Origin of the sequence: Sporolactobacillus shoreae, from assembly GCF_004684935.1 — a bacterium.
GTDB classification, from domain to species: domain Bacteria; phylum Bacillota; class Bacilli; order Bacillales; family Sporolactobacillaceae; genus Sporolactobacillus; species Sporolactobacillus shoreae.
Genome location: NZ_SRJD01000027.1, coordinates 13,277 through 33,983, shown reverse-complemented (window position 1 = coordinate 33,983; position 20,707 = coordinate 13,277). Strand labels below are relative to the sequence as shown.

The 20,707-nt window shown below is 39.7% G+C and carries 22 protein-coding genes; 10 read left to right on the top strand and 12 right to left on the bottom strand.

The window, feature by feature from the left end:
* Window positions 1-118: 118 nt before the first annotated feature.
* Window positions 119-712: an HAD-IIB family hydrolase gene (locus tag E4665_RS16120; protein ID WP_135349829.1), complete on the bottom strand. Its 594-nt coding sequence runs from the start codon at window positions 710-712 to the stop codon at window positions 119-121.
* A 189-nt stretch (window positions 713-901) separates the two neighbouring features.
* Window positions 902-1,465 carry a GNAT family N-acetyltransferase gene (locus E4665_RS16115; protein ID WP_135349828.1) on the bottom strand — a complete coding sequence of 188 codons (564 nt, stop codon included), beginning with the start codon at window positions 1,463-1,465 and terminating at the stop codon, window positions 902-904.
* A 318-nt stretch (window positions 1,466-1,783) separates the two neighbouring features.
* Here E4665_RS16115 and E4665_RS16110 point away from each other — a divergent pair, with 318 nt between their 5' ends.
* Window positions 1,784-2,671 (top strand): AraC family transcriptional regulator, encoded by an 888-nt coding sequence (locus E4665_RS16110; protein WP_135349827.1) that lies wholly within the window; start codon window positions 1,784-1,786, stop codon window positions 2,669-2,671.
* A 225-nt stretch (window positions 2,672-2,896) separates the two neighbouring features.
* Here E4665_RS16110 and E4665_RS16105 read toward each other — a convergent pair whose 3' ends face one another.
* Both E4665_RS16105 and E4665_RS16100 read right to left on the bottom strand, forming a co-directional pair.
* Window positions 2,897-3,586 carry an HAD family hydrolase gene (locus tag E4665_RS16105; protein WP_135349826.1) on the bottom strand — a complete coding sequence of 230 codons (690 nt, stop codon included), beginning with the start codon at window positions 3,584-3,586 and terminating at the stop codon, window positions 2,897-2,899.
* Between the two features lie 44 nt (window positions 3,587-3,630).
* Window positions 3,631-3,819, bottom strand: a complete 189-nt coding sequence (locus tag E4665_RS16100; RefSeq protein ID WP_167815233.1) for an XtrA/YqaO family protein — start codon at window positions 3,817-3,819, stop codon at window positions 3,631-3,633.
* Between the two features lie 595 nt (window positions 3,820-4,414).
* On the opposite strand from E4665_RS16100, the gene E4665_RS16095 reads away from it, so the two are divergent.
* Window positions 4,415-5,713 (top strand): MFS transporter, encoded by a 1,299-nt coding sequence (locus tag E4665_RS16095; protein WP_206663597.1) that lies wholly within the window; start codon window positions 4,415-4,417, stop codon window positions 5,711-5,713.
* Between the two features lie 82 nt (window positions 5,714-5,795).
* Here the strand turns inward: E4665_RS16095 and E4665_RS16090 are convergent, their stop codons facing one another.
* The 4 genes from E4665_RS16090 to E4665_RS16075 form a co-directional block, all read right to left on the bottom strand.
* Entirely contained in the window at window positions 5,796-6,764 is a 969-nt protein-coding gene (locus E4665_RS16090; RefSeq protein ID WP_135349825.1) for a DMT family transporter, read from the bottom strand.
* A gap of 46 nt (window positions 6,765-6,810) precedes the next feature.
* On the bottom strand, window positions 6,811-7,221 hold the full coding sequence (locus E4665_RS16085) for a DUF2000 domain-containing protein (RefSeq protein WP_135349824.1): 411 nt from the start codon (window positions 7,219-7,221) through the stop codon (window positions 6,811-6,813).
* 25 nt (window positions 7,222-7,246) lie between these two features.
* A complete protein-coding gene (locus tag E4665_RS16080; RefSeq protein ID WP_135349823.1) occupies window positions 7,247-7,915 on the bottom strand; it encodes a GntR family transcriptional regulator in 669 nt (222 codons plus the stop codon).
* Between the two features lie 323 nt (window positions 7,916-8,238).
* Window positions 8,239-9,159, bottom strand: coding sequence for a S66 peptidase family protein (locus tag E4665_RS16075; protein WP_135349822.1), 921 nt, complete (start codon window positions 9,157-9,159; stop codon window positions 8,239-8,241).
* A 320-nt stretch (window positions 9,160-9,479) separates the two neighbouring features.
* Between E4665_RS16075 and E4665_RS16070 the strand changes: the two genes are divergently transcribed.
* The 6 genes from E4665_RS16070 (at window position 9,480) to E4665_RS16040 (ending at window position 14,672) form a co-directional block, all read left to right on the top strand.
* Window positions 9,480-9,899: a MerR family transcriptional regulator gene (locus E4665_RS16070; protein ID WP_135349821.1), complete on the top strand. Its 420-nt coding sequence runs from the start codon at window positions 9,480-9,482 to the stop codon at window positions 9,897-9,899.
* Window positions 9,896-10,474 carry a hypothetical protein gene (locus E4665_RS16065; RefSeq protein ID WP_135349820.1) on the top strand — a complete coding sequence of 193 codons (579 nt, stop codon included), beginning with the start codon at window positions 9,896-9,898 and terminating at the stop codon, window positions 10,472-10,474. The genes E4665_RS16070 and E4665_RS16065 overlap by 4 nt, the downstream gene beginning before the upstream one ends.
* Window positions 10,475-10,525: 51 nt before the next feature.
* Window positions 10,526-12,079, top strand: coding sequence for an IS21 family transposase (istA, locus tag E4665_RS16060; RefSeq protein ID WP_135349819.1), 1,554 nt, complete (start codon window positions 10,526-10,528; stop codon window positions 12,077-12,079).
* A complete protein-coding gene (gene istB, locus E4665_RS16055) occupies window positions 12,076-12,840 on the top strand; it encodes an IS21-like element helper ATPase IstB (RefSeq protein ID WP_135349818.1) in 765 nt (254 codons plus the stop codon). The genes istA and istB overlap by 4 nt, the downstream gene beginning before the upstream one ends.
* A gap of 41 nt (window positions 12,841-12,881) precedes the next feature.
* The gene (locus E4665_RS16050) at window positions 12,882-13,199 is read left to right on the top strand and encodes a hypothetical protein (RefSeq protein WP_135349817.1); all 318 of its coding nucleotides are present in this window, start codon (window positions 12,882-12,884) and stop codon (window positions 13,197-13,199) included.
* A gap of 219 nt (window positions 13,200-13,418) precedes the next feature.
* A complete protein-coding gene (locus tag E4665_RS16040; RefSeq protein WP_135349816.1) occupies window positions 13,419-14,672 on the top strand; it encodes an MFS transporter in 1,254 nt (417 codons plus the stop codon).
* An 84-nt stretch (window positions 14,673-14,756) separates the two neighbouring features.
* On the opposite strand, the gene E4665_RS16035 is transcribed toward E4665_RS16040, so the two are convergent.
* On the bottom strand, window positions 14,757-15,659 hold the full coding sequence (locus E4665_RS16035) for a PhzF family isomerase (RefSeq protein ID WP_135349815.1): 903 nt from the start codon (window positions 15,657-15,659) through the stop codon (window positions 14,757-14,759).
* Between the two features lie 133 nt (window positions 15,660-15,792).
* Between E4665_RS16035 and E4665_RS16030 the strand changes: the two genes are divergently transcribed.
* Window positions 15,793-16,146, top strand: coding sequence for a winged helix-turn-helix transcriptional regulator (locus E4665_RS16030; protein WP_135349814.1), 354 nt, complete (start codon window positions 15,793-15,795; stop codon window positions 16,144-16,146).
* A 149-nt stretch (window positions 16,147-16,295) separates the two neighbouring features.
* Here E4665_RS16030 and E4665_RS16025 read toward each other — a convergent pair whose 3' ends face one another.
* The 3 genes from E4665_RS16025 to E4665_RS16015 form a co-directional block, all read right to left on the bottom strand.
* Complete coding sequence (locus E4665_RS16025; protein ID WP_135349813.1) at window positions 16,296-17,369, bottom strand: serine hydrolase domain-containing protein; 1,074 nt, start codon at window positions 17,367-17,369, stop codon at window positions 16,296-16,298.
* Between the two features lie 308 nt (window positions 17,370-17,677).
* Window positions 17,678-17,845 (bottom strand): hypothetical protein, encoded by a 168-nt coding sequence (locus E4665_RS18385; protein ID WP_206663595.1) that lies wholly within the window; start codon window positions 17,843-17,845, stop codon window positions 17,678-17,680.
* 75 nt (window positions 17,846-17,920) lie between these two features.
* Window positions 17,921-18,658, bottom strand: coding sequence for an HAD-IA family hydrolase (locus E4665_RS16015; protein WP_135349830.1), 738 nt, complete (start codon window positions 18,656-18,658; stop codon window positions 17,921-17,923).
* Window positions 18,659-19,189: 531 nt separating this feature from the next.
* On the opposite strand from E4665_RS16015, the gene pdxR reads away from it, so the two are divergent.
* Window positions 19,190-20,692 carry a MocR-like pyridoxine biosynthesis transcription factor PdxR gene (gene pdxR, locus E4665_RS16010; protein WP_135349812.1) on the top strand — a complete coding sequence of 501 codons (1,503 nt, stop codon included), beginning with the start codon at window positions 19,190-19,192 and terminating at the stop codon, window positions 20,690-20,692.
* Window positions 20,693-20,707 lie beyond the last annotated feature (15 nt).

Here is a 20,707-nt window from a genome sequence, read left to right as displayed (position 1 = left end):
CTTCAAAGTCATCATCATCCCAATCTCCCCACAACAAGACATCACATTACTTATTGTGGGTTTATTTATACTAGAGTGGGGGAATTTTTAATGACTTTGGTGGGGTACTTTTAAATTACTACATACAGTAAGCGTTATTTTTAACACCCAGAGATTCAAGAGCACTCCACTTACTTATCCCTGTGGGACTAATATCCAGTACATCCTCATTCGTGTGATGAGTGACAAATAGATTAAGGCTATCTAATCTCTCGGCTAATTGTTTATTATCTCTTGATCCTAGTATTAACACTTTTACAATTGACGTTAAACTTTCAATCGGAACGCGTTTGGCTAAATGCGCCGGATCTACATTTTGTAATATCGGATGATCGGCTGGACCCGTGTACGAATAATTCCAGTCACCATCGATGAGAAAGGTCGCTTTGAACTCCTGAATCAGTGATAAGAGCTTTTTAACGTCAACCGATGAAAAGGAGTGAACGTTCTTAATGGCTCCATTTTTGTAAATAAGAGACCCATTTCCCCCGATCATCGTGTAATCGAAAAACGGTTTACGCAGCACCGGCAGCATGTCACGAATCGGCCTTGCAGAAGCAAAAATGACCTGATGCCCTACTCTTGTTAAACGTTCAAGAGCGCACGTTATTTTCTCTGAGACAGGCTGACCTTTAAAGCAAATCGTTCCATCTAAATCAAAAACAAAATTCATCTGTTTATAACTCCTCAGTGTGACATCTCATTTTATTGCCCTGCTCCCGTCATCTGTATAAGAGGGACAAGTTTTTCTCGTTATGAATTGCGTTGCTCGGACGAGCGGTATTACCACTTTGCTATCACTACTGATCAGTGAAGGTACTGTTGCGACGCAGTATAAGATACGGACTGCGCAACACTTAATCTAATGCAGATGGTTATCCTTATCTATGTAATAAACACATTGATTGATCCATCGATCATTTTCTAGAATAAATCTATTGCGAACACACTCGAATGTCATTCCAACTTTTTTCGCTAATCCAATTGAGGGTAAGTTCTCTGGGTCAATATGTGCTTCAATTCTATGGTAATTTAGCTTTTCAAAGCCAAAATTTATTGCCCTTGTCACTGCTTCCTCCCCATATCCTTTTCTCCAAAACTGGTTATGGATCGTGTATCCCATTCTTGCCCATTGAAAATTATCACGCAGCAATGTTGAAAAATCCACGAACCCGATATGGTTACCATCAAATTTTCTAAATACCCCAAAAATGTATTCCTTGTCATTAATTGCTCTTTCCTGATGGTCATTCACTAGTGATTTAAACCACTCTTCAGTACATTCGCTCATATCCATCTTTCCTTTATCAAATCTATTTTGCGATGGATACCTATTATTAAATGCACTCAACCAATTTCTGTAATCATCATATAGATAAGATCTTAAAATTAGATTTTGGGTTTCCATCTTCACTTCAAATTTCATCAAATCACCTCATCTACAAGAGTATTACAATCAACCATTAGAACATTGTAGTAAGAAATCAATTCACCGTTTTGTCTCCCGCGCAACACTACTTTTTTAATTATAAGACAGTAAGGAACTCTGTTGTCATCAAATCTATGAGTCACTCAGACAGCTCCACTTAAATCGTGACTTCGGGCACCAGGGTATCCTTTTTCCGTACCCCTTCAGTCCAACGATAACGCGGGTTTGTTACTCTCCGAACTCCGCAATTTTGGAACAGTAACTTTCTCACGCTTTGTTATACTGAGTTTACCGTACGGTTGGAGGGAATGCTTCATGGACACGATAGCAACTTTGCAGGACATTCTGGAATATGTTGACGAACATATCACAGACGAGATCAGCCCGGATCTTTTAGCAGCACGCGCCGGGTTTTCAACCTGGCATTTCTGCCGGGTATTTCAATGGGGCACCGGATATTCGGTGATGGCCTATGTGCGGAACCGCCGCCTTGCTTTTGCCGCTTGCGAACTCGCTTCCGGCCGGCGAATTATCGATATTTCGCTGGAATATGGTTTTGAGACCCACTCAGGTTTTAGTAAGGCTTTTCGCCGTTATTTCGGCTGCTCACCGGGAACCTACCGTTTGCATGCGCATTGCGATCGCCCGTTCCCGCCAAGCCTTCCCCGCACAAACAACTATTTGACTGGAGGAATTATTTTGGAACCGAAATTTGTGACGCTCCCCGCTGTAAAGCTTGCGGGCTATGCGATCAAAACGACCTCATCTGATGGAGAAAACAGTAAGGCCATCCCGGATTTTTGGAGTGACTATATGAGTGATGGGAGAATGGATAAGCTGCACGCTGAAAGCTTTCTCAAGAAACACGATGAATATGGTGCGTGCTTTCCGGAAGACCCGGAGACCGGCGAATTTGAATATGTGATCGGTGTTGAACCTAAGGACGATGCGGTAATCCCGGACGGCTATCACGTTTGCACACTGCCGCCAGCAACCTATGCCGTATTTTCGACACTGCCTTGCAATGCCGCTAACTTTGTATCTGCCATTCAGGGCACATGGAACTACGTCTTTAATGAATGGTTTCCTAAATCTGGATATGAGTACGCACCGGATAGTGCCGACTTTGAGCTTTACGATGACCGCTGCATGTCAGACGCCGGAAAAGTATGCGATATCTATATTCCAGTAGTGAAAAAGTAAAGTTTTATCGAATTGAATGATACACAAACGGGATACCTCAACTTAGAGGTATCCTTTTTTTTTGCTGGGTACCTCGACTTTCGATCGACGGGTTCGGATTCTTCGGGCGGCATTTCCCTAGTATCAGTAGAATTAAAGTTCTTTTATTTACAATAAAAAATGTTTACCCAACTTTTCTGAGCGAATATCTGCATCGTAGTATTATACGAACTGCGCAGTAAAAGATTAAATTGCCATCAACTCCATTAGAGAATTTATCATTTTTCTTTGACCGTATTCTTTTATGGTACTTTGTCTGTTTATTAAGACTGAATATATACCAATACTATTGGCTCCTAAAATATCTTTTTGTTCATCACCTACAAATACCGTTTCGTCTGCTGTCACATCCAGATTGTTTAATAAATCTGAATAACCTTGTTTGTTTGGTTTCCTAAAACCAACATCAACTGAGGTCAACAATACATCAATATATCCCTTAAATGCTTCAATATCAGTTAAAACATAATCCTTATCCATCCCATAGGGCACATCCGTCAATATGCCAATTCTTACTCCTTGTTTCTTTAAGGTTTCTAAGGTTATGATTGTGTCATCATATAGGTGTGACGTTCGTTGAAAGTAAGAATAAAAAGCCTTTTTTATTTTGTTTAAATATTTATCTTTGTTCAAATCCCATGCTTCCAGCATTTCAGAGAATATTTGGTTTGATGATACTTCGACTTCTCTGTAATTCATTCTTGTATTATATTTTGATAGTATCTCTTCTCCTGTTCCAATCATATTACTATTAGGAATACGATCACAGCTGATCAGAACATCTTTAAGAGCTTCTTTATACAAACTTTTCCAACTTTGTGGAACATCTTCGTATTTAATCAGCGTACTTCCCAAGTCGAACCCTATCGCTTTCATATTTTTTGCTCCGATTCAAGTTATTTTCTGAGTACCGTTCATTACTATAACAATTCCCCTTCATTATACTTAATCTTAGCAATTTTTCCCTTTACTGTCTCAATGATTATGGATCTGTGGTCAACAGCTTCTGTCACTTTCGCTTTTCCTTGAACACCGTCAAGTATGACAACGAGCACTTTCCCACGCTCCATCTTTTGTGTTAGTCTAAGATCTTGCAAATTTATCTCAATTTCCTTTAGATCTCTCTAGTTATCCTTCCTGATATGGTAAAATGAGGTATCGGATGGTCGGAAAGGGCCCCGATTTTTTGTTAAGGTTAGGTGACTCCCATGAGGATTTTCAAACAACTGTTAATCGTACTCATGATTTTATCTGGTCTTTACACGATCGGAGATATTCTTTTCGGATTCGAGCAATATCATCCGAATAATGTCTGGGTTAGAATTCCAAAGGATCTTCTCCCATCTTTAATCTTGCTTTACTTACTCACTTTCAAAAGGGATAAGGAAAAAAATAATAAACAATAGGGACGCGTTCAAACTTCATTTATCAGAAGAAAAAAGAGCAATCTCACTAGAACAGTGAAAGCTTTCTTGAGTGAAATACGCCATGCTTTGTCTGAAAATAATAACCAAACAAAACATAGCCAAAAAAACGATACCATATTAAGCGATATCAATGAAAAATCCTCATATACTATTCGGCATAGCAAAGTCAGGAAGAATTCCAATAAACATTATAGAAATAACAAACTATAGTATAATTGGATCAAATTTGTTCTTCATATCATGGACTACAATAAACAGAATAAATGTTTAAGTTTAAATGTCACTGTCGAGAGGAAAAGCAGCCACGATAAAAAAATTAGTCCCAGATATTCTTCTAAACATTTCTTTTCGTCGTTACTGGATCGGTCAGACGGTTTCACTATTTGGTGATGAGGTAACTTCTCTTGCCCTTCCTCTAACAGCTGTTCTGATTTTACATGCTGGTGCCGGGGTTATGGGCATCCTGACAGCTGCTGGTTGGTTACCCTTTCTTTTCTTGGGCATTCACGCAGGTGCTTGGGTGGATCGTTTGGGGCGACGCAGACAAATCATGATTATCGCTGATAGCTTAAGAGCACTGCTGCTTATCGCCATACCGATCAGCTATCTTACGGGTTTATTAACTGTGACTGAACTATTAATTATTGCTTTTCTAATCGGCATACTGAGCGTATTATTTAACGTCTCATCAAGTACTCTGTTTGTTTCAATAGTCCCACGTAAGCAATACGTAGAAGCGAATTCGTTATTAAATGGAAGCCGGGCAGTTGCCTTTTTAAGCGGGCCAAGCGTTGGCGGTTTCTTAGCTCAGTTTCTTTCAGCTCCTATCGCTCTCATGGCAGATGCGTTATCATTCATCACATCGGCTTTATTTTTTTCTCGGATTCATGCAAAGGAACCATCTTCGGTAAAGGCCGAACCGGGCTATATCGGCACTGGGCTGCGCTTTATTCGAGACTCACCTATTTTACGTTATCTCCTGATCAGTGTAGCAACAATTAATCTTTTCAACTTTATTTATTCTGCTCTTGTTATTTTATATGTAACACGTGTCCTTCACATCTCTCCCGGACAACTTGGGTTAGTTTTGGGATGCGGATCACTCGGAGCCATACTGGGGTCCGTTATAACCAACAAAATGAGCAACCATTTGGGCTTAGGCATCACATTGCTTTTAGGAACCATTTTATTTCCTCTCCCGTTGGTTTTAGTGCCATTGGCAAGCGGTTCGCAGCCTCTGATTCTCGTATTTTTATTTTTCGCGGCGTTTTTCTCCGGGCTGGGCGTGATGCTTCTCGATATCAGCAGCGGATCGATAAGTGCTGCGGCCATACCTGCTGAAATACGTGCACGAGTCAGCGGCGCATTTGGCTTTGTCAATAATGGGATACGTCCGATCGGTGCGCTCATTGGCAGTATATTACCTACCTTTTTCGGGCTTCATGGAGCCTTGTGGATTGGAACAGTCGGTGCATGTTTTGGCTTTTTGTGGTTACTCCCGTCTCATGTCATAAAACTGCGCGATGTTAACGATTTTGTGACTGAAGGAGGCGAGTCCGACTCTATCGATCAATAAATTAGTTTGGGATTCAGAGTAGAGTTAAGTGATAAACCAGAAAATTTTACCCACCGTCAAAAACAGCTTGGACTAGACACCACTATTTGTTATTTATCTCTGTCATTTGAGATGGGGAATCTTTTCTTTGCTTTGGACTACTAATCATTTTTTTACGTGTACTTGTTGTAAAAATTACCCCCATAATGACTAAAACCATGCCGGCTATTTGTGGCCAGGTAATCGATGAATCGTAGAGGAGTAGAGAGATCCATGTTGCATTAATCGGTACTAGATTCATATACATGCTTGTTTTACTTGCACCAATCTTTTGAACCCCTTGATTCCAAAGAAAGAATGCAATGACTGTTGAACATAAGACCATGAAAGCCATTTCTGTCCATGTCTGCATCGAGACACGGCTGACATCCCCCCAATCATTTTCAAAAAGAGAACCTATTGCCAAGAAAATGGAACCAATCAGCATTGTAGCTGTTGTTGTCAAAAGTGGAGAATAGGTTTTCATGACAATTTTTCCGATCAATCCATAAATGACCCAACAAACTAATGCACCAAGAAGCAACAGATCTCCTATGTTAAACTTTAGGGATAAAATAGTCTGCATTGACCCCTTGACGATAACAAGAAATACGCCGAGAAGAGATAATAAGAGGCCAATACCGATTCGCATATTCCATGATTCTCTTAGGAAAAAAACAGCACCAAATGTGACAAAGACGGGAGTTGTCGCCATAATCAAAGACCCATTTATCGCTGAGGTATATTTCATCGATTCAAAGAAAAAAACGTTGTATCCAAAAATACCGGTTAGAGACATGAGCCATATCCCTATACTGCTTTTATTTAGAATATTGATTTTCCATTCAGATCTAGAAAGGGTAATGGCCAATAATATGAAACTAGCTAGTCCAAAACGTATGGTTGCTGCGGTCATCGGGGTTAACTCGGTGATGACATGCTTTGTAGCTCCAAAAGCACCACCCCAAAATAAAGGAACAAGTAGCAGTAAAAAATAATAGGTTCCCTTATTCTGTTCTTGATTTAATTTCATGTCTTAACCTTCCTCATTTATTGGACTTTAATCATTTGAAACCTGTTCATTTATGTAGAGAAAGTCCCTTTAATATCTTGTCTACAGTGTTTTTCGGACCATACATAGCCATTCCGACAATTTGAAGGTTTTCCCCCTTACAGGCCTTAACAGCTGCGCGATTATCTTCGTCATTATTCGTATCGAAAAGTTCTTCTGTATAAAGTGAAAGTTGAATGGCTCGGCTTAAAGCACGCTGATGTACCTTTTGAATTTGGCCTTGATCTGCAGAAAAAACTAATACGGGTTGTTTGAACATAGGTAAGTAAACATTGCCAGAACCATCTTCATAGTTCTGACCCACGATATCTTTAATTGTTCCGGCAATACCACTCACAGTAAACGCTGTTACATTCAGCTCTTGCCACGTTTGAAGATTGTCTCTAATGACAACAACTATTTTTGTATTCGGTTTCATCGTGTATTACCTCTTTTTTAAGCTATTATTTTAGAAGTTGATAGACTTCATTCATTGGCCTCAGCCAATTTTGACTCATCGTATCAGCTGCCAATTGGGCGTTGTGATCAATTAAAGCATTAATGAGCGCATTGTGCTCGTTCACAGAGTCTGATTTAAGTGTGAGATCATTATTCAGAAAAATATATTTAAACCGCCTCATGTGTAGCTGTAAAATTAACGAAAAGCGATCAATGTATGGATTATCAGCAATCTCTAAAATAAACTGGTGAAAGTGTTCATCGTAAGTCATAGCTTTAAAGGGTTGTCCACTTTTTATTGCCTCATCATATTTTTGGTTAATCGTTCTTAATTCCTCAGCCTGTTCAGAAGTGATGATCTTGGACGCTTCCGCTGCTGCCAAAGCTTGCAATGAAGCGAGTGGAGGATACACTTTTAAAACATCGGTCTTTTTGATCTGAGTAATACGCGTCTCTCTTCCTGGGAACGTTTCAACGAATCCTTGAACTTCAAGTAATTGCAGCGCTTCTCGAATGGGCGTTCTGCTAATACCAAGTGCTTCTGCAAGTTCTGAATCGTTAAGCTTTTCCCCGGGCTCAAGCGTTCCATCAATAATCCATCGCTGCAGCTGATCGAATGCTTTCTCCTTAGCCGACATACGGACTGGGGATGGGTAATTTTTAGGTATAGGCATCTTATGATCTCCATTTTTTGATTTATTAGAAATATATCACATACATATTAATATATCAATAAAAATTAAAATCAATCCATTAAAGCAACATAAATAGCGCTATTATGTATCTTCAGATGATTGATTGTGTTCATGACACATTATCCGCCCACTTCGCTACTGTGGTTTGGTAGTAGGTATCCCTCTCCCTAAAACACAGAAGGAGGCAATGCCTAAGCCATAGACGCCATGAGTTAACGCCGTGTAAAAAAGTGCTTTGCCTAGAGCAGATCTGCTGCAAAACACCTACCCCCTGTTTGAAAAACGAAAGCCTAAACAAATTATTACTCCACACAATTTTCTAACAGAGTGATCGTTTGATTATCCGCATCCATAGATGCTTTTACTCCAACTGGAATGACTGTATTGGGGCAATTGTGACCAAAATCATCTATTTTTAAAATAGGAAAAGAATACTCCTTGGATACGTTCAAAAGGATATCTTCCATATGTATACTATGTTGTTTTTCTCGATCATCAAATATATGTCCAATGATGACACCTTTAATTTCATCAAAAACACCCATTTGCTTCAATTGGTTAAAAGCGCTGTCACAAACTACAGGATCAAAGCCAAAACTTTCAAGAAATAATAGGGTATTGTTAAATTTAGGTAAGAAGGTGGTTCCTGCCAGTTTTAGTAAACATTTAAGGTTCCCACCAATTAAAGTCCCTTCTGCTTTTCCTCCGCGAATGTTCACTCGATTTCCATTGGATTTTAAGTCACCAATCTTTCCGCTCATTAACCTTTCACTAAATTCCTTTTTATCGTACATCTGTGGCTCACGACCGAATCCCCAGATCATATCATTTCCATGAAAGGTTACTAAACCAGTTTTGAGGAAAATAGCATTTAACAAAGTCGTTATATCACTAATCCCCATAAAAATTTTGGGATTACTCCTAATAATATTCCAATCAACATAGGGCAAGCATGCGTTGGCATTGGCCCCGCCTTGTGAGCAGATAATCGCCTTAATTGACGAATCAGCGAACATATTATTGATATCATCTGCTTTTTCCTTCGGCGTTGCTGAATAGCCCATAGAACAGGATAAACAATTTCTTGATTGGATCAGTGTAAATCCTAGCTCACTCAAATATTTAGTGCCTTTTTCAAACTGCTTCATTTCTTCTTTAGTTATCGGATCTGATGGAGAAATAATGCCAATCTTATCATGTTTTTTTAATCTTAATGGTACCATGTTTACACTCCTTTCTTAGTTCATTTTACCAAACATATGTTCTCAGATCAATAACGCAGATAGTACTGCACAGTATTGTATTTTTAATTATGGGCACTCGGAAATTGTTCAGTAATGAACCTCTTTGTCATGAAACCAACGAAGCAATGATGGAATAGTTTTAAGGATTAACGATTAACAACTATTTAATCGTTTATCGTTGCGACGAAAGAATAAGTAAATACTGCCCTAGATCTCCTTATTTTTTATTGACAAAGCAGCATAGTTACACTAAGATGTAACACATACAGTATAGTGTAACGATATGGGGGGGTAGTATGATGCCAAACTACACAGCCAAACAAATAACAGAACTCCTTCAACAAGAAGGGGCAGATATCCAACTACGGACTATACGGTACTATACACAAATTGGTATGGTTCCTCCGCTTGAAACCGTCGGAAACAGACGCGTGTATACAGAGAAACATTTAGCCTATTTTCAGGCCATTGTAACATTAAGCAGGACGGGAGAGACGCTTTCCTCCATTCAAAATAAGTTACAGAAACTGCCTATTGAGGAAATCAAAAAAATCGGCAGACAAATGCCGTTTTATCAATCCATAAACCTGAGCACGCGGGAAACAACAAAAATAAATGATGATGCTTTTATCACATTAGGTTCAAACGTCAATCCCGAAGTAAGGAAAAAAATCGTTAACTCTATTTCAAGAATCATGAAAGAAGACGGGAAACAATGAATGTTAACGCATTGTTAGAAAAACAACAGTTGGAATGTACTGAAGGCTTGAATCATTTGCTGATCCATATCGAGGCTTCCACTATTTCCGGCATCAAAAATTTCCGAATTGACCTCTCGCTTCCAGAAGGGATCAGTGCCCTTAAGAATTTAAATAATTGGCCTGAAAATGAGCGACATGAGGTAACTATTCCCGAAATACATGAAGACACAGATTTAATTTTTGAATTAGTTACAGAAGGGGAACTCCCATTAGGTCAATTATTTATCGATGTCACGTCCTCTTATGTACTCCATGGGAAGTTAATTAAATGTAAAAAGCATATTTCTCTGATGATTGTTTCCGAAGAGATGAGCGATCAAATTGTTGTGGATTCTGAAATTGTCTCACGAGTGGCAAAACTAAAAAATGATTTCAAACAAGAATCGGAGCAGTACTCCTTCGTGATCCTTCCGGCTATCCGACTGATTACGGCCAATGGAATGTACCACCTCTGCCATCTTTTTTACCACCGAATGCCAAACAATGTACCAATTAATGACAACCCTATTTACCACTCAATCCCTCCTGTATAATGAGTGAGCACACCGCAGGTGTGCCAAATTCATTTTTTAGGAGGTGTTTTTTTGCTTTACTATCGAAAGGTACTGGAACTTCATGAGGAAGGCGTTAGTTTGCGAGGCATTGCCTCAAGTACGGGGAATTCTCGGCAAAAGGTCACAGAGATCATCCAAAGGGCTAAGAAAAAAGGTCTGGTCTGTCCTCTGGATGACGACATGACTGATCAGTGGATTGAGGAATTTCTCTATCCAGAAAAAGCGCTGGAGGCATTAGGACGACAGCCCCTGAACTTTGAACTCATTCATGAAGAACTGGCTAAGCCCAACGTGACACTTTCACTTTTGCATCATGAATACGAAGCTGAATGTCGTCTCAATCACAAGATCCCCTATTCCTATCGAAGTTTTGTAAGGCATTACAGTCGCTATGCGGAAAAGTATAAAGCGACCCTGCGTATTCGCCGAAAACCAGGTGAAATCATGGAAGTAGATTGGGCCGGGTCTACGGCCTCTGTGATTGATAGGGATACCGGGGAAAAGATTAAGGCTTATCTCTTCATTGCGACCTTGCCGTGCAGTCAGCTCTCCTATGCCGAAGCAACGTTTTCCATGAACCTGCGGTCCTGGATCACAGCTCATCGCCATGCTTATGAGTATTTTGGTGGGGTAACGCAGATTGTAGTTCCGGACAATTTAAAGACCGGAGTCACCCGACACACAGCCAGGGAGCTGGTTTTAAATCCGGTTTACAAAGAGATGGCCGACTATTATCACACTGTCGTGATGCCGGCACGCGTCCGGACACCTCACGATAAAGCCAATGTTGAAGGCTCGGTCGGGATTTTGTCTACCTGGATTCTGGCTGCTTTAAGAAACACACTATGTTTCAGCCTAGACGAGTTGAATCAGGCCGTTTTGGAGAAGTTGGAGGAATTCAACAAGCGTCCTTTTACACGTAAAAAAGGCAGCCGATCTTTGGCATTCGAAGAAGAGGAGAAATTTGCCCTTTCTCCTCTTCCTTACCCACCCTATAAGATGTCTGAATGGAAAACGGTGAGAGTCCGTCCAGATTATCACATCTCGGTAGAAAGCATGTTTTACTCTGTCCCCTACGAGTACATCAACCGACAAATTGAAGTAAAATTATCGGATGATCTCGTTGAAATTTTCTTCAACCATATGCGTATTGCCTCTCATCCACGATTATACGGGAAGTTTGGCCAGTTATCTACTCTTCGTGATCATATGCCTGAGCATCACCGATTGTATGTGGATCAGACTCTGGAAACAGCCCAGGACTGGGCCGAAGGGATTGGTTCAGCCACAGTTCGCCTCGTTCGCTACATTTTGGCGACTTATCAGACGGAGAAACAAGCCCTCCAAGTCATTTTTTCATTCAAGAAATTAGAACGTCGTTACTCCAAATACGAAATCGAACGAGCTTGTAAAACCGCCTTTTCAATCACTGAACGACCGACGGTCAAAATCCTGCAAACCATTTTGAAGAATCATAAAAAAAGCGACGCCGAACAAGAGCGAAAGCGCCAAAACGAAAGTAACAATGACTCTTATGGCTTTACTCGCGGCGCTTCCTATTACGGGGGGAAAGACGAGCAATGAACGAACAAACGTTAACGAAGCTGTATGAAATGAAGCTCAAGGGGATGGCTGAAACCTATCAGGAACAGGCCGGCCAGACCGATTTCCAAAAATTGAGTTTTGAAGATCGTTTCTCACTACTCGTCGATTGCGAATACTCGCGGCGCCGAAGCAACAAACTGGAACGGCTGATCAACGCAGCGTCATTGATCTATGCCCATGCTTCAATTGAAGACATTGAGTATTACGAGGATCGCAAGCTGGATAAAGCTTTGATTCTTAAGTTATCCAGTGGCAATTATATTCAGAATCACCATAATGTCATTCTAATGGGCCCGACGGGCTCCGGGAAATCATTTCTCGCTTGCGCCTTCGGTGTTGCCGCCTGCCGGCAGTTCTTCAAGGTTGCCTACCGGCGTCTACCAGAGCTGCTGGATGAATTAGCCCTTGCCAAGATGGCTGCCAACGGCAGCTATCGCAAGCTGATTAAAAAATACACGAAAGCGGATCTGCTTATTCTGGATGAGTGGCTCCTCACTGATTTATCGACAGAAGAAGTGTCAACGCTTCTGGAAATTACTGAAGCACGGCACAAGACGGCCTCGACGATCTTCTGCTCGCAAATTGATCCACGAGGATGGCATCAGAAGCTCGGCAATGAGACACTCGCCGAGGCGATTCTAGATCGCATTGTCCACGATTCCTACCGTATTTTCATCGATGGTGCCGTTTCGATGCGTGAACGCCATGGCTTAAAGAATGCCCCATCATCGGTCGAATGATTATCCCCCATAACAAAATAAGAAAACAGGGAGAGTAACAAATGAGCAGACTCGATGCCAACGAAGCCTTTCGCTTGATTCATCACTATATGGTGAAAGTCGAAAGAGAAGAGGTTGATCAATGGCTGAAAGAAGATCCGGCCGTCCAATCGGATACGGAGGGGATCATGGATGAAGCGTGGATGTATCGTTTCAATGCATGGCTGCAGTGCAAAGGAACTGCTCATGAAATGGGTATTGATCCACAAACGAAAATAGACCGACTGCTGGATGAAATTGACCGGCTTAAACAAGAGATTAAACAACTGAAAAGCGAAAAGCTTCTCCTTGAAGCCGAACTTGGACAAGATCCCTTTTAATTGATCTTATTTTCTCAATTCCTCTATTCTATCTGTGTAGAATAGAGGATTTTTCATGTGGTAAGCACTTTGGCAACCGCTGGTAAAATGTTTGGCATTCGGTGGTAAAAAAGATGGCATGGCTGGTACAATTCGTTGGCCGTATTCAATCCGACAATTAAACAGGCTTTCACCTTTAGAAAAAAAGTATCGCATTCAGGGCTTAAATGAGGCTTTCTGATGAAGGGACTAACCAGTATTTTCAGAAATGCCAACTACCGAAACCTATTCTTTGCCTCTTTTGCTTCTCAGCTTGGAACGGTCACTTCAACTACAGCTTTCACCTTTTATTTGCTTGATCAGTATGGAAGCAAGCCATACTATGCAACGATTGTACAAATGATGTACACACTACCCTCACTTTTTGTATTTTTTATCGTTGGTGTGTGGGCAGATAACCTGAACCGGCAAAAAACCACTGTCTATTCAGACTGTTTAAACGCCTGTTTCTGTGTTTTGCTTATGATCGCTGCACTTTTTAATCAGGTTTATGTCATCTTTCCTTTGCTTTTTATGATTACAGCTGCTTCCAAGTTTTTTGTCCCCGCACAATTCGGGTTAATCCAAGGAATTCTGAGTCAAGAAGAATATGCGGTTGCAGGGGGATTCAATCAAATGCTCACGAGCATCTTCCTCCTCTTTGGAACAGCTCTCGGCGCATTTTTTTATTGGCAGCTGGGTATATCTGGGGCAATCATGATTAACTGCTTTAGTTTCCTGATTTCTGCTTTCCTTATTTTTCAATGCTCTTTTAACTCTGAGACTATTTTGCCTCAGGGAAACCGTAATTTTATTGATCTAAAAATCACTTCGATCTTTTCTGAATTTAAACGTGGGATCTTCTATAGTCTGAAACACCGTATTCTTAAATATTTAATGCTTGGTACATTCATTCTTGGGTTTGTTAATGGCGGGCTGTCAATTATGCCGATTTATCTGCTCAAGTATAAATTGGCGTCAGGCTATTATCAGCAGGCAGCATCTCTGTCCGGAATTGTCTTTGGGGCCGGGATACTCACGGGCAGCTTTGTCGCCTCACTACTTGTCACTAAAATCAAACTGTATCAATTAATGATTTTTGGCTTTTTGATTGCAAGTGTCTTTATATCGTCTGAGTTCTTTGTGGAGGATGTGCCTACTTTTCTTGTTTTTTATTTTCTTACGGCATTCTCCATACCGATCGTCGGCGTCCCTTTTTATGGATGGCTCCCCCAAATCGTCGACTCGCGGTTTATGGGACGTGTTCAGGCTCTATTGGACCCGATTGGAAATTTGGCTCAAACTTTGCTTTTTGTGATCCTGGCATTCACTTTTCCGAAAGATGTATCTGTAGAGATGCCATTTCTGTGGTTTGGTGGCTGTCTCCTAGTGGTGGGTATCCTTTACATGATTGTACTTCCTAAAGCGCAGGAAGAGACAATACCTAAGCCATAGGCACCATGAGTTAACCCGAGTAAAAATGTTCTTTGCTTAGAGTAGAGCTGCTGCGTAATAGAAATACTGTTATCAAACTGTAGATTAAATAATTAGCTCTAATTGAAACACGACTACAGCGTTTCCAGCAATTTTAACTTTAACAGGCTCTGATTGGTCTATTTGAACTTCAACTTCTATAACTCCTGACCTGCCAATTTTCTCACCTTGCTTCGCTTTAAATACAAATAATGCATCTTTATGTTTAACCAGTTGATGATGAACAAGATAGGCTCCCAAAGGACCATTTGCATTACCTGTCACAGGATCTTCGTTAATTCCAATAGCCGGAGCAAACATTCTTCCATGAACCAATATATCCTGATCATCAGAATCAAGAGTGTAAACATAATAACCATTGCATTTTATTACGTCGCTTAGTCTAGCAAGACGATCATAATTCGGTTTCAGCCGATTTAAAATATCTTGATTTTTTATACCAATCATGACTTTGGAATGGCCTGTTGACACAATCTGAATAGGGTAGCCCTCTAATAATTCATTTTGAGTAATACCTAAGGCTGATAAAAGAAAGTCTTTATTTTCTCCTTCAATGATTGGCCCAAATTCAATTTTTCCCTGAGTCATAATGATTTTATAATCGTTCTTTTCTTTTAATATCTCAACAGGTAAAATGCCTGCCCCAATTTTCTGGTATATCCGTGAGGTATCCAGCTTGTTTTCCAGAGCCCGCGCATAGTGAGCGGCTATTGTGGCATGCCCACATGAAGGCACCTCTTTAAGAGGGGTAAAAAAGCGAAGGTAGGCTTCATAGGCATCATTATCCGATGAAAATATAAATGCTGTTTCAGAATTATTCAGTTCACGAGCAATCCTTTGCATATCGTTTTCAGATAATCCATCGGCATTAGTTATGACTCCAGCCGGGTTTCCTTTGAATTTCTCTTTTGTAAAGGAATCGATCTGATATAAATGGTATTTTTTCATGTCCTTCTCCATCTTTCTTGTTGAAATATTATCTTTTTCAATAGTGCTATATAATCATTATAGGTAAGGTAAAATCGGATACAAGTACGCACTTTTTGATAAGTCACTAACTGTTTAGAAAGAGAGAAAACGAATGAGTAAAGATTTTTCGGAACTATTTCCCAATCAAAACAAAAGACAGAAAGACTTCCAATGTTCCATCGGGTTTACGATGACAGTAATAGGTAGTAAATGGAGAGCGATCATTCTATGGCATGTTTTGCAATCACAACTAATAAGATACGGGCAACTCAAAAAATCAATTCCTAAGATCAGTCATAAGGTCTTATCTCAAGAACTGCGCAATCTTGAAATGGATGGATTAATTGAGAGAATCGCATACGCAACAATTCCGCCGAAAGTTGAATACATACCAACGCCAAGGGGGAAATCATTAGAAAAAATCCTTCAAGAATTATGTGTTTGGGGGAAAAAATACTTTAAATAATGCGAGTTTTAAGCTTTCAACTGTTACGATCCATATTGCATCATCATAGAACTTCCATGGCTACGACTACAAAGGAGTAGACCAGGTACCTCCGTATTCGTCTAATTCACCGTATAGACGAAATGCGCAGTAAGCTATCCGGAACTTCCTCAATAAAATAGTTGATAGAGTAAAGTTTGCAATTTCCGGTGCATCTCCCAAATGTTACAGTCCTGATTCGACAAAATAACAATCGTTCCGTCAATTTGAGGATAATAAGAAAGCATTCCAGCAACTCCAGCGTTTAAACCGTCTTTTCTTATGCAAAATACACCTTTGTCTATTTCGACAAACTCAAAAGCGTAACCAGTCCTCAATCTTGCATGGGGTGCTATCTTCCATTTATTAAATGGTTTCGTAAATTTACAGTGCGGTTGTAAAAGAGTATCTGATAGAGAGCTCCCCAAAATTTTTCCCGCGTTAATCGACCGAATGAGTTTGTCTAAATCGGTTACCGTGGAATAAAGTCCTCCATCCGGAGAACCCACAGGCGGATATGAGTAAATATTCTTTGTCCATTTAATTAATTGATGATTTTCATCAAAAATTCCAGAGTAGCCCTCTGCTGTATTTTCGTTAATCTCATCCATAGCACAAAATTCGGTATTGGCTAATTCAAATGGCTGAATCACATTTTCCCTGACAAATTCACGATAGCTCTGACCAGTTATCTTTTCTATTGCCATCCCAAGTAATATAAAAGCACAATTATTATACCTGACATTTGTTCCAGCCTTGAATAAGGGTTTTTTGTAGATAAACTGAGGGAGAAAATCAGATGTTTTTCGAAAGGAATAGTTGGGTTTATCAATAAATAATGCTGAATAATCCTCCCCTGCTTCCTCATCAGCATCGTCTGAAATTCCTGATGTGTGAGTTAAGAGATGCTCAATGGTCACGTTTGAAGGAATTTCGGAGCCTTCGAGGTCTACTACATTAACAATTTTGTCATCAAGACTCAGTTTTCCTTGATTTATAAGAATCAGGATTGAAATCGCAGTAAATAGTTTAGTGATTGAAGCGATATCAAATTTAGTATCTAAATTATTAGGAATAGCAAAGCCTTTGTGTGCGAATCCATATGCCCTTGAAAATAGAACATCCTCATGTACCTTTATTAAGCATGTTCCTGAAAAATAGTGATTTTCAGAAAAATCATTACAAATTGACTTAAATTCATTCATTATATAAATCTCCTTGAAATCTGTTTCTTTTATTGCGCATTATTCGTCTACTTCGCAATAAGTTCATGTTGCTAAGTCATGATTAATCATGTATTGTTCAGATCTTTTTCAAAGCAAACTGATTCAGAACGTCCAACATACTTTCCATAATTTAAAATACGATGATAAGATTTTCTTTCATAAAACTGAATTGCTTTTGATTGATCAGTCTAGTCTCTAAGATTAACTTTATGTAGCCCATCTTTCGAGCTTTGTTCCCAAGATAGTCCAATATTGCACCTCCTATTCCTTTTCCATTCACTTACGGCTTATCCTTGGATATACGTAATTGCAAACAGCGAGCGTAGCTTACGTACATCATCACTATTAAAAGAATGATGACCACTGTTTCCTGTAATTGCTTCTAGCGTACTTGAAAATTCATTCATTAATAATAGTGCCTCTGTGGAACTTGGGTTCTGATCAATAATTTCCACTTTGTTTACCTCTTTGATAATCGAATTGCTATTTTGCCATTCGTTGACTAACTATAAGCTAAGAAGTGACGCGAATTAAACTAATATTTTCTCTATGTCATATAGATTCCTTATAAAATGATAATTTCTTTGAAGTAACTTATTTAGGGTGAATAGTTTCCAATTTCTATTTAGAACCAGTGATTGGATACCTAGTTGTGAAGCTCCAATACAATTTCTTATATTATCATCAATAAAAATGGCTTGCTCTGGTGAAATGTTTAGCTCATCCAATGCTGATTGATACATTAATTTATTTGGCTTTGTTACTCCTTTTTTCGACGAGATTATAAATGATGAAAAATAGTTCCTCATGTTGGCTTTGACGAATACATTTTCTAGCGAAGGCCAAGCATCTGAAACTACAGCAAGTTTATATTTTTCACTTAACTTTGGAACAAGATATAGTGCATCTTCAAAAAATGTATATTTCTCTCGGTTAAAAACCAAGTCTTTTGCAACTGCCTGTATAGAAGTGTCCTCTAAATTTAATTCTGGTAGGAAATCAGCAAAAATTTTATAAAATTGGACGAATTGTATATACTCCTCTTCTTCACTTTTTATAAGTTTTTGATGAATGATATACTCTGATGAATTTAAAAAAGCTGTTTTCCTTTGCTTGATTGGAATAGAAAGAAACTTTTTCTTGTCAACATAATTAAAAAAATTAGGGGGGATAAACCAGTGACCGGACGCCGGTCTATTCAAAACACGTCCAGAATCAAATAATATTGCTTTTATTCGTTCACTGTGGTTAAACTTTTTAGCAATCATCAATGGGTACGCCCTCCCCCCTTTCATTACATTGAGTTCAGTGTTATAGGAACAAAATGTATTGAAAATTCATCTGTTGCTCAGTATTCGTCTATTTCGCAGTAGAAACATGCCGACAATCAATTAAATTTTAACATGAATATGGTCGTACAGACACTTTACCATTGTTTTATCTATATATTTGTGTTTGGTTTTTTTAGCATTGTAATGTTTTAATTTGAACACAACCTGTTTGAATGGTCCGATAAAAAAGCAATAAAAAATGTCCCAATCCCGACTTTCCCACCAAAAATGAACCCGATTATAAGCACTGAACTTTCAATAACAATACGAACTAGACCAACAGGTTTATTTAACTTTTATGCAATGAGCGTATAAATTGCCTAATTAGAATCCACATTAGTGTTTTTATTTGGCAGGAAACCTGAATTGGACTGCAAAAGATAGATCCAATTGGTTATTTTAAAATCGCTCGGTGATGCTATGATGAACATAATATTTTTGATTCAGGTCAAAGCAGGTAGGTGTGTTATGAGGCTAAAGATTAATAAAGAGTTTCCCTTTCCGGTCTATTTGCAAATCAAAAACAGTATTAAAGAGCAGATACTGACAGGCATACTTCCCCCGGGATTCGTTCTGCCTCCGGAAAGAAAACTGGCTGATTCTAATGGTGTCAGCCGGACGACAGTCATCAGAGCTTATGATGAACTGAAAGCGTTGGGACTGGTCGAGTCGTACATAGGGAAGGGGACGGTTGTCACAGAAAGACGGGAACCGGATACATCCAATAAACAATCCTATGTATTTCCTTTATCCTGGTATCCATTATTCGACAAAAAGCTGGGATATGTAAGCGATACGATCACTGACATAATGAATGTCGGCCATCAGAAGGATATGATCTCATTTGCTGCAGGTGTCGGCGATCCGGATCTGTATCCGATCAAACAATTAAAAGCAATCCAAGCCGAACGTGCTTATAACAGTGAAGCACTGAATCTCTGCGCTGTTGAAGGTTATTATCCGCTCAGGGAGAGTCTTAGTAAATTAATGCAATTTCGAAGTCTTTCCGTCTCGCCAAAAGAAGTCATGATTCTTTCCGGATCAATGCAAGGTATTGATTTTACCGCTCGAACCTTTCTTTCTCCAGGTGACGCAGTCATTGTTGAGGAACCGACTTTTTTGCAGGCAATCCAATGTTTCAGAGCGGCCGGGGCGAAAATTATCGGCATCCCGCTTGATGATGAGGGAATCCGTACTGACGTACTTGAAGCACAGCTTAGCCGCTATAAGCCCAAGTTTATCTATACTATACCAACATTTCATAACCCAACGGGAATTGTGATGAGCATGAAACGGAAGATGGAATTGCTACATCTTGCGTATAAATACCAAGTTCCGGTTCTTGAGGATGATCCTTATGGCGAAATAAGTTTTGATCAGCAGGAACGACCTCCACTAAAAGCGCTGGATTCCTATGATTATGTCATTTATTTAGGCACATTTTCTAAAGTGCTTTTCTCGGGAACACGTGTGGGATGGGTGATCGGTCCTGAACCTGTGATGAAAAGATTTGCTTTGTTAAAGCAAATCACGGATCTTCATGTAAATACACCCGGGCAATTTATGCTCGATCGATACCTTCGGGAGGGCTTCTATGAAGCGCATCTAAAAAATGAGCTGGCTGTCTATAAGAAAAAAAGAGATTTTATGGCTGCGGCTCTGAGGCAGAATCATGGACTGATCGCATTCAATGTACCCGATGGGGGCTATTATCACTGGTGCAGGATTCCCGAACAGGTCTCGCAAAAGGACCTTCTTTCACTTTGTGCTTCTAAAGGTATGCTTTTTACACCGGGCACCGTTTTCTATCCGCAGGAAAGCGATGGTGCACATTTTTTGAGATTGAATTATACGTACGAATCTTTTGAACGCATTACAAAAGGAGTAGCTATTTTAATAGAAGCCTTGGAAAAGTTGAATGGTCAGAAAACTGAAGATCGAGTTCATAGAGAAAACCGGCCGATTGTTTAAAGAGGCCTCAAACAA

Coding starts and splice junctions, on each gene's coding strand:
- E4665_RS16065 (WP_135349820.1), top strand. CDS start 9,896: ATGAATGTTAACGCATTGTTAGAAAAACAACAGTTGGAATGTACTGAA.
- E4665_RS16085 (WP_135349824.1), bottom strand. CDS start 7,221: ATGAAACCGAATACAAAAATAGTTGTTGTCATTAGAGACAATCTTCAA.
- E4665_RS16080 (WP_135349823.1), bottom strand. CDS start 7,915: ATGCCTATACCTAAAAATTACCCATCCCCAGTCCGTATGTCGGCTAAG.
- istB (WP_135349818.1), top strand. CDS start 12,076: ATGAACGAACAAACGTTAACGAAGCTGTATGAAATGAAGCTCAAGGGG.
- E4665_RS16105 (WP_135349826.1), bottom strand. CDS start 3,586: ATGAAAGCGATAGGGTTCGACTTGGGAAGTACGCTGATTAAATACGAA.
- E4665_RS16075 (WP_135349822.1), bottom strand. CDS start 9,159: ATGGTACCATTAAGATTAAAAAAACATGATAAGATTGGCATTATTTCT.
- E4665_RS16070 (WP_135349821.1), top strand. CDS start 9,480: ATGCCAAACTACACAGCCAAACAAATAACAGAACTCCTTCAACAAGAA.
- E4665_RS16120 (WP_135349829.1), bottom strand. CDS start 712: ATGAATTTTGTTTTTGATTTAGATGGAACGATTTGCTTTAAAGGTCAG.
- E4665_RS16025 (WP_135349813.1), bottom strand. CDS start 17,369: ATGAATGAATTTAAGTCAATTTGTAATGATTTTTCTGAAAATCACTAT.
- E4665_RS16095 (WP_206663597.1), top strand. CDS start 4,415: ATGTCACTGTCGAGAGGAAAAGCAGCCACGATAAAAAAATTAGTCCCA.
- E4665_RS16030 (WP_135349814.1), top strand. CDS start 15,793: ATGAGTAAAGATTTTTCGGAACTATTTCCCAATCAAAACAAAAGACAG.
- E4665_RS16115 (WP_135349828.1), bottom strand. CDS start 1,465: ATGAAATTTGAAGTGAAGATGGAAACCCAAAATCTAATTTTAAGATCT.
- E4665_RS16090 (WP_135349825.1), bottom strand. CDS start 6,764: ATGAAATTAAATCAAGAACAGAATAAGGGAACCTATTATTTTTTACTG.
- pdxR (WP_135349812.1), top strand. CDS start 19,190: ATGAGGCTAAAGATTAATAAAGAGTTTCCCTTTCCGGTCTATTTGCAA.
- E4665_RS16040 (WP_135349816.1), top strand. CDS start 13,419: ATGAAGGGACTAACCAGTATTTTCAGAAATGCCAACTACCGAAACCTA.
- E4665_RS16015 (WP_135349830.1), bottom strand. CDS start 18,658: ATGATTGCTAAAAAGTTTAACCACAGTGAACGAATAAAAGCAATATTA.
- E4665_RS16110 (WP_135349827.1), top strand. CDS start 1,784: ATGGACACGATAGCAACTTTGCAGGACATTCTGGAATATGTTGACGAA.
- E4665_RS16035 (WP_135349815.1), bottom strand. CDS start 15,659: ATGAAAAAATACCATTTATATCAGATCGATTCCTTTACAAAAGAGAAA.
- E4665_RS16050 (WP_135349817.1), top strand. CDS start 12,882: ATGAGCAGACTCGATGCCAACGAAGCCTTTCGCTTGATTCATCACTAT.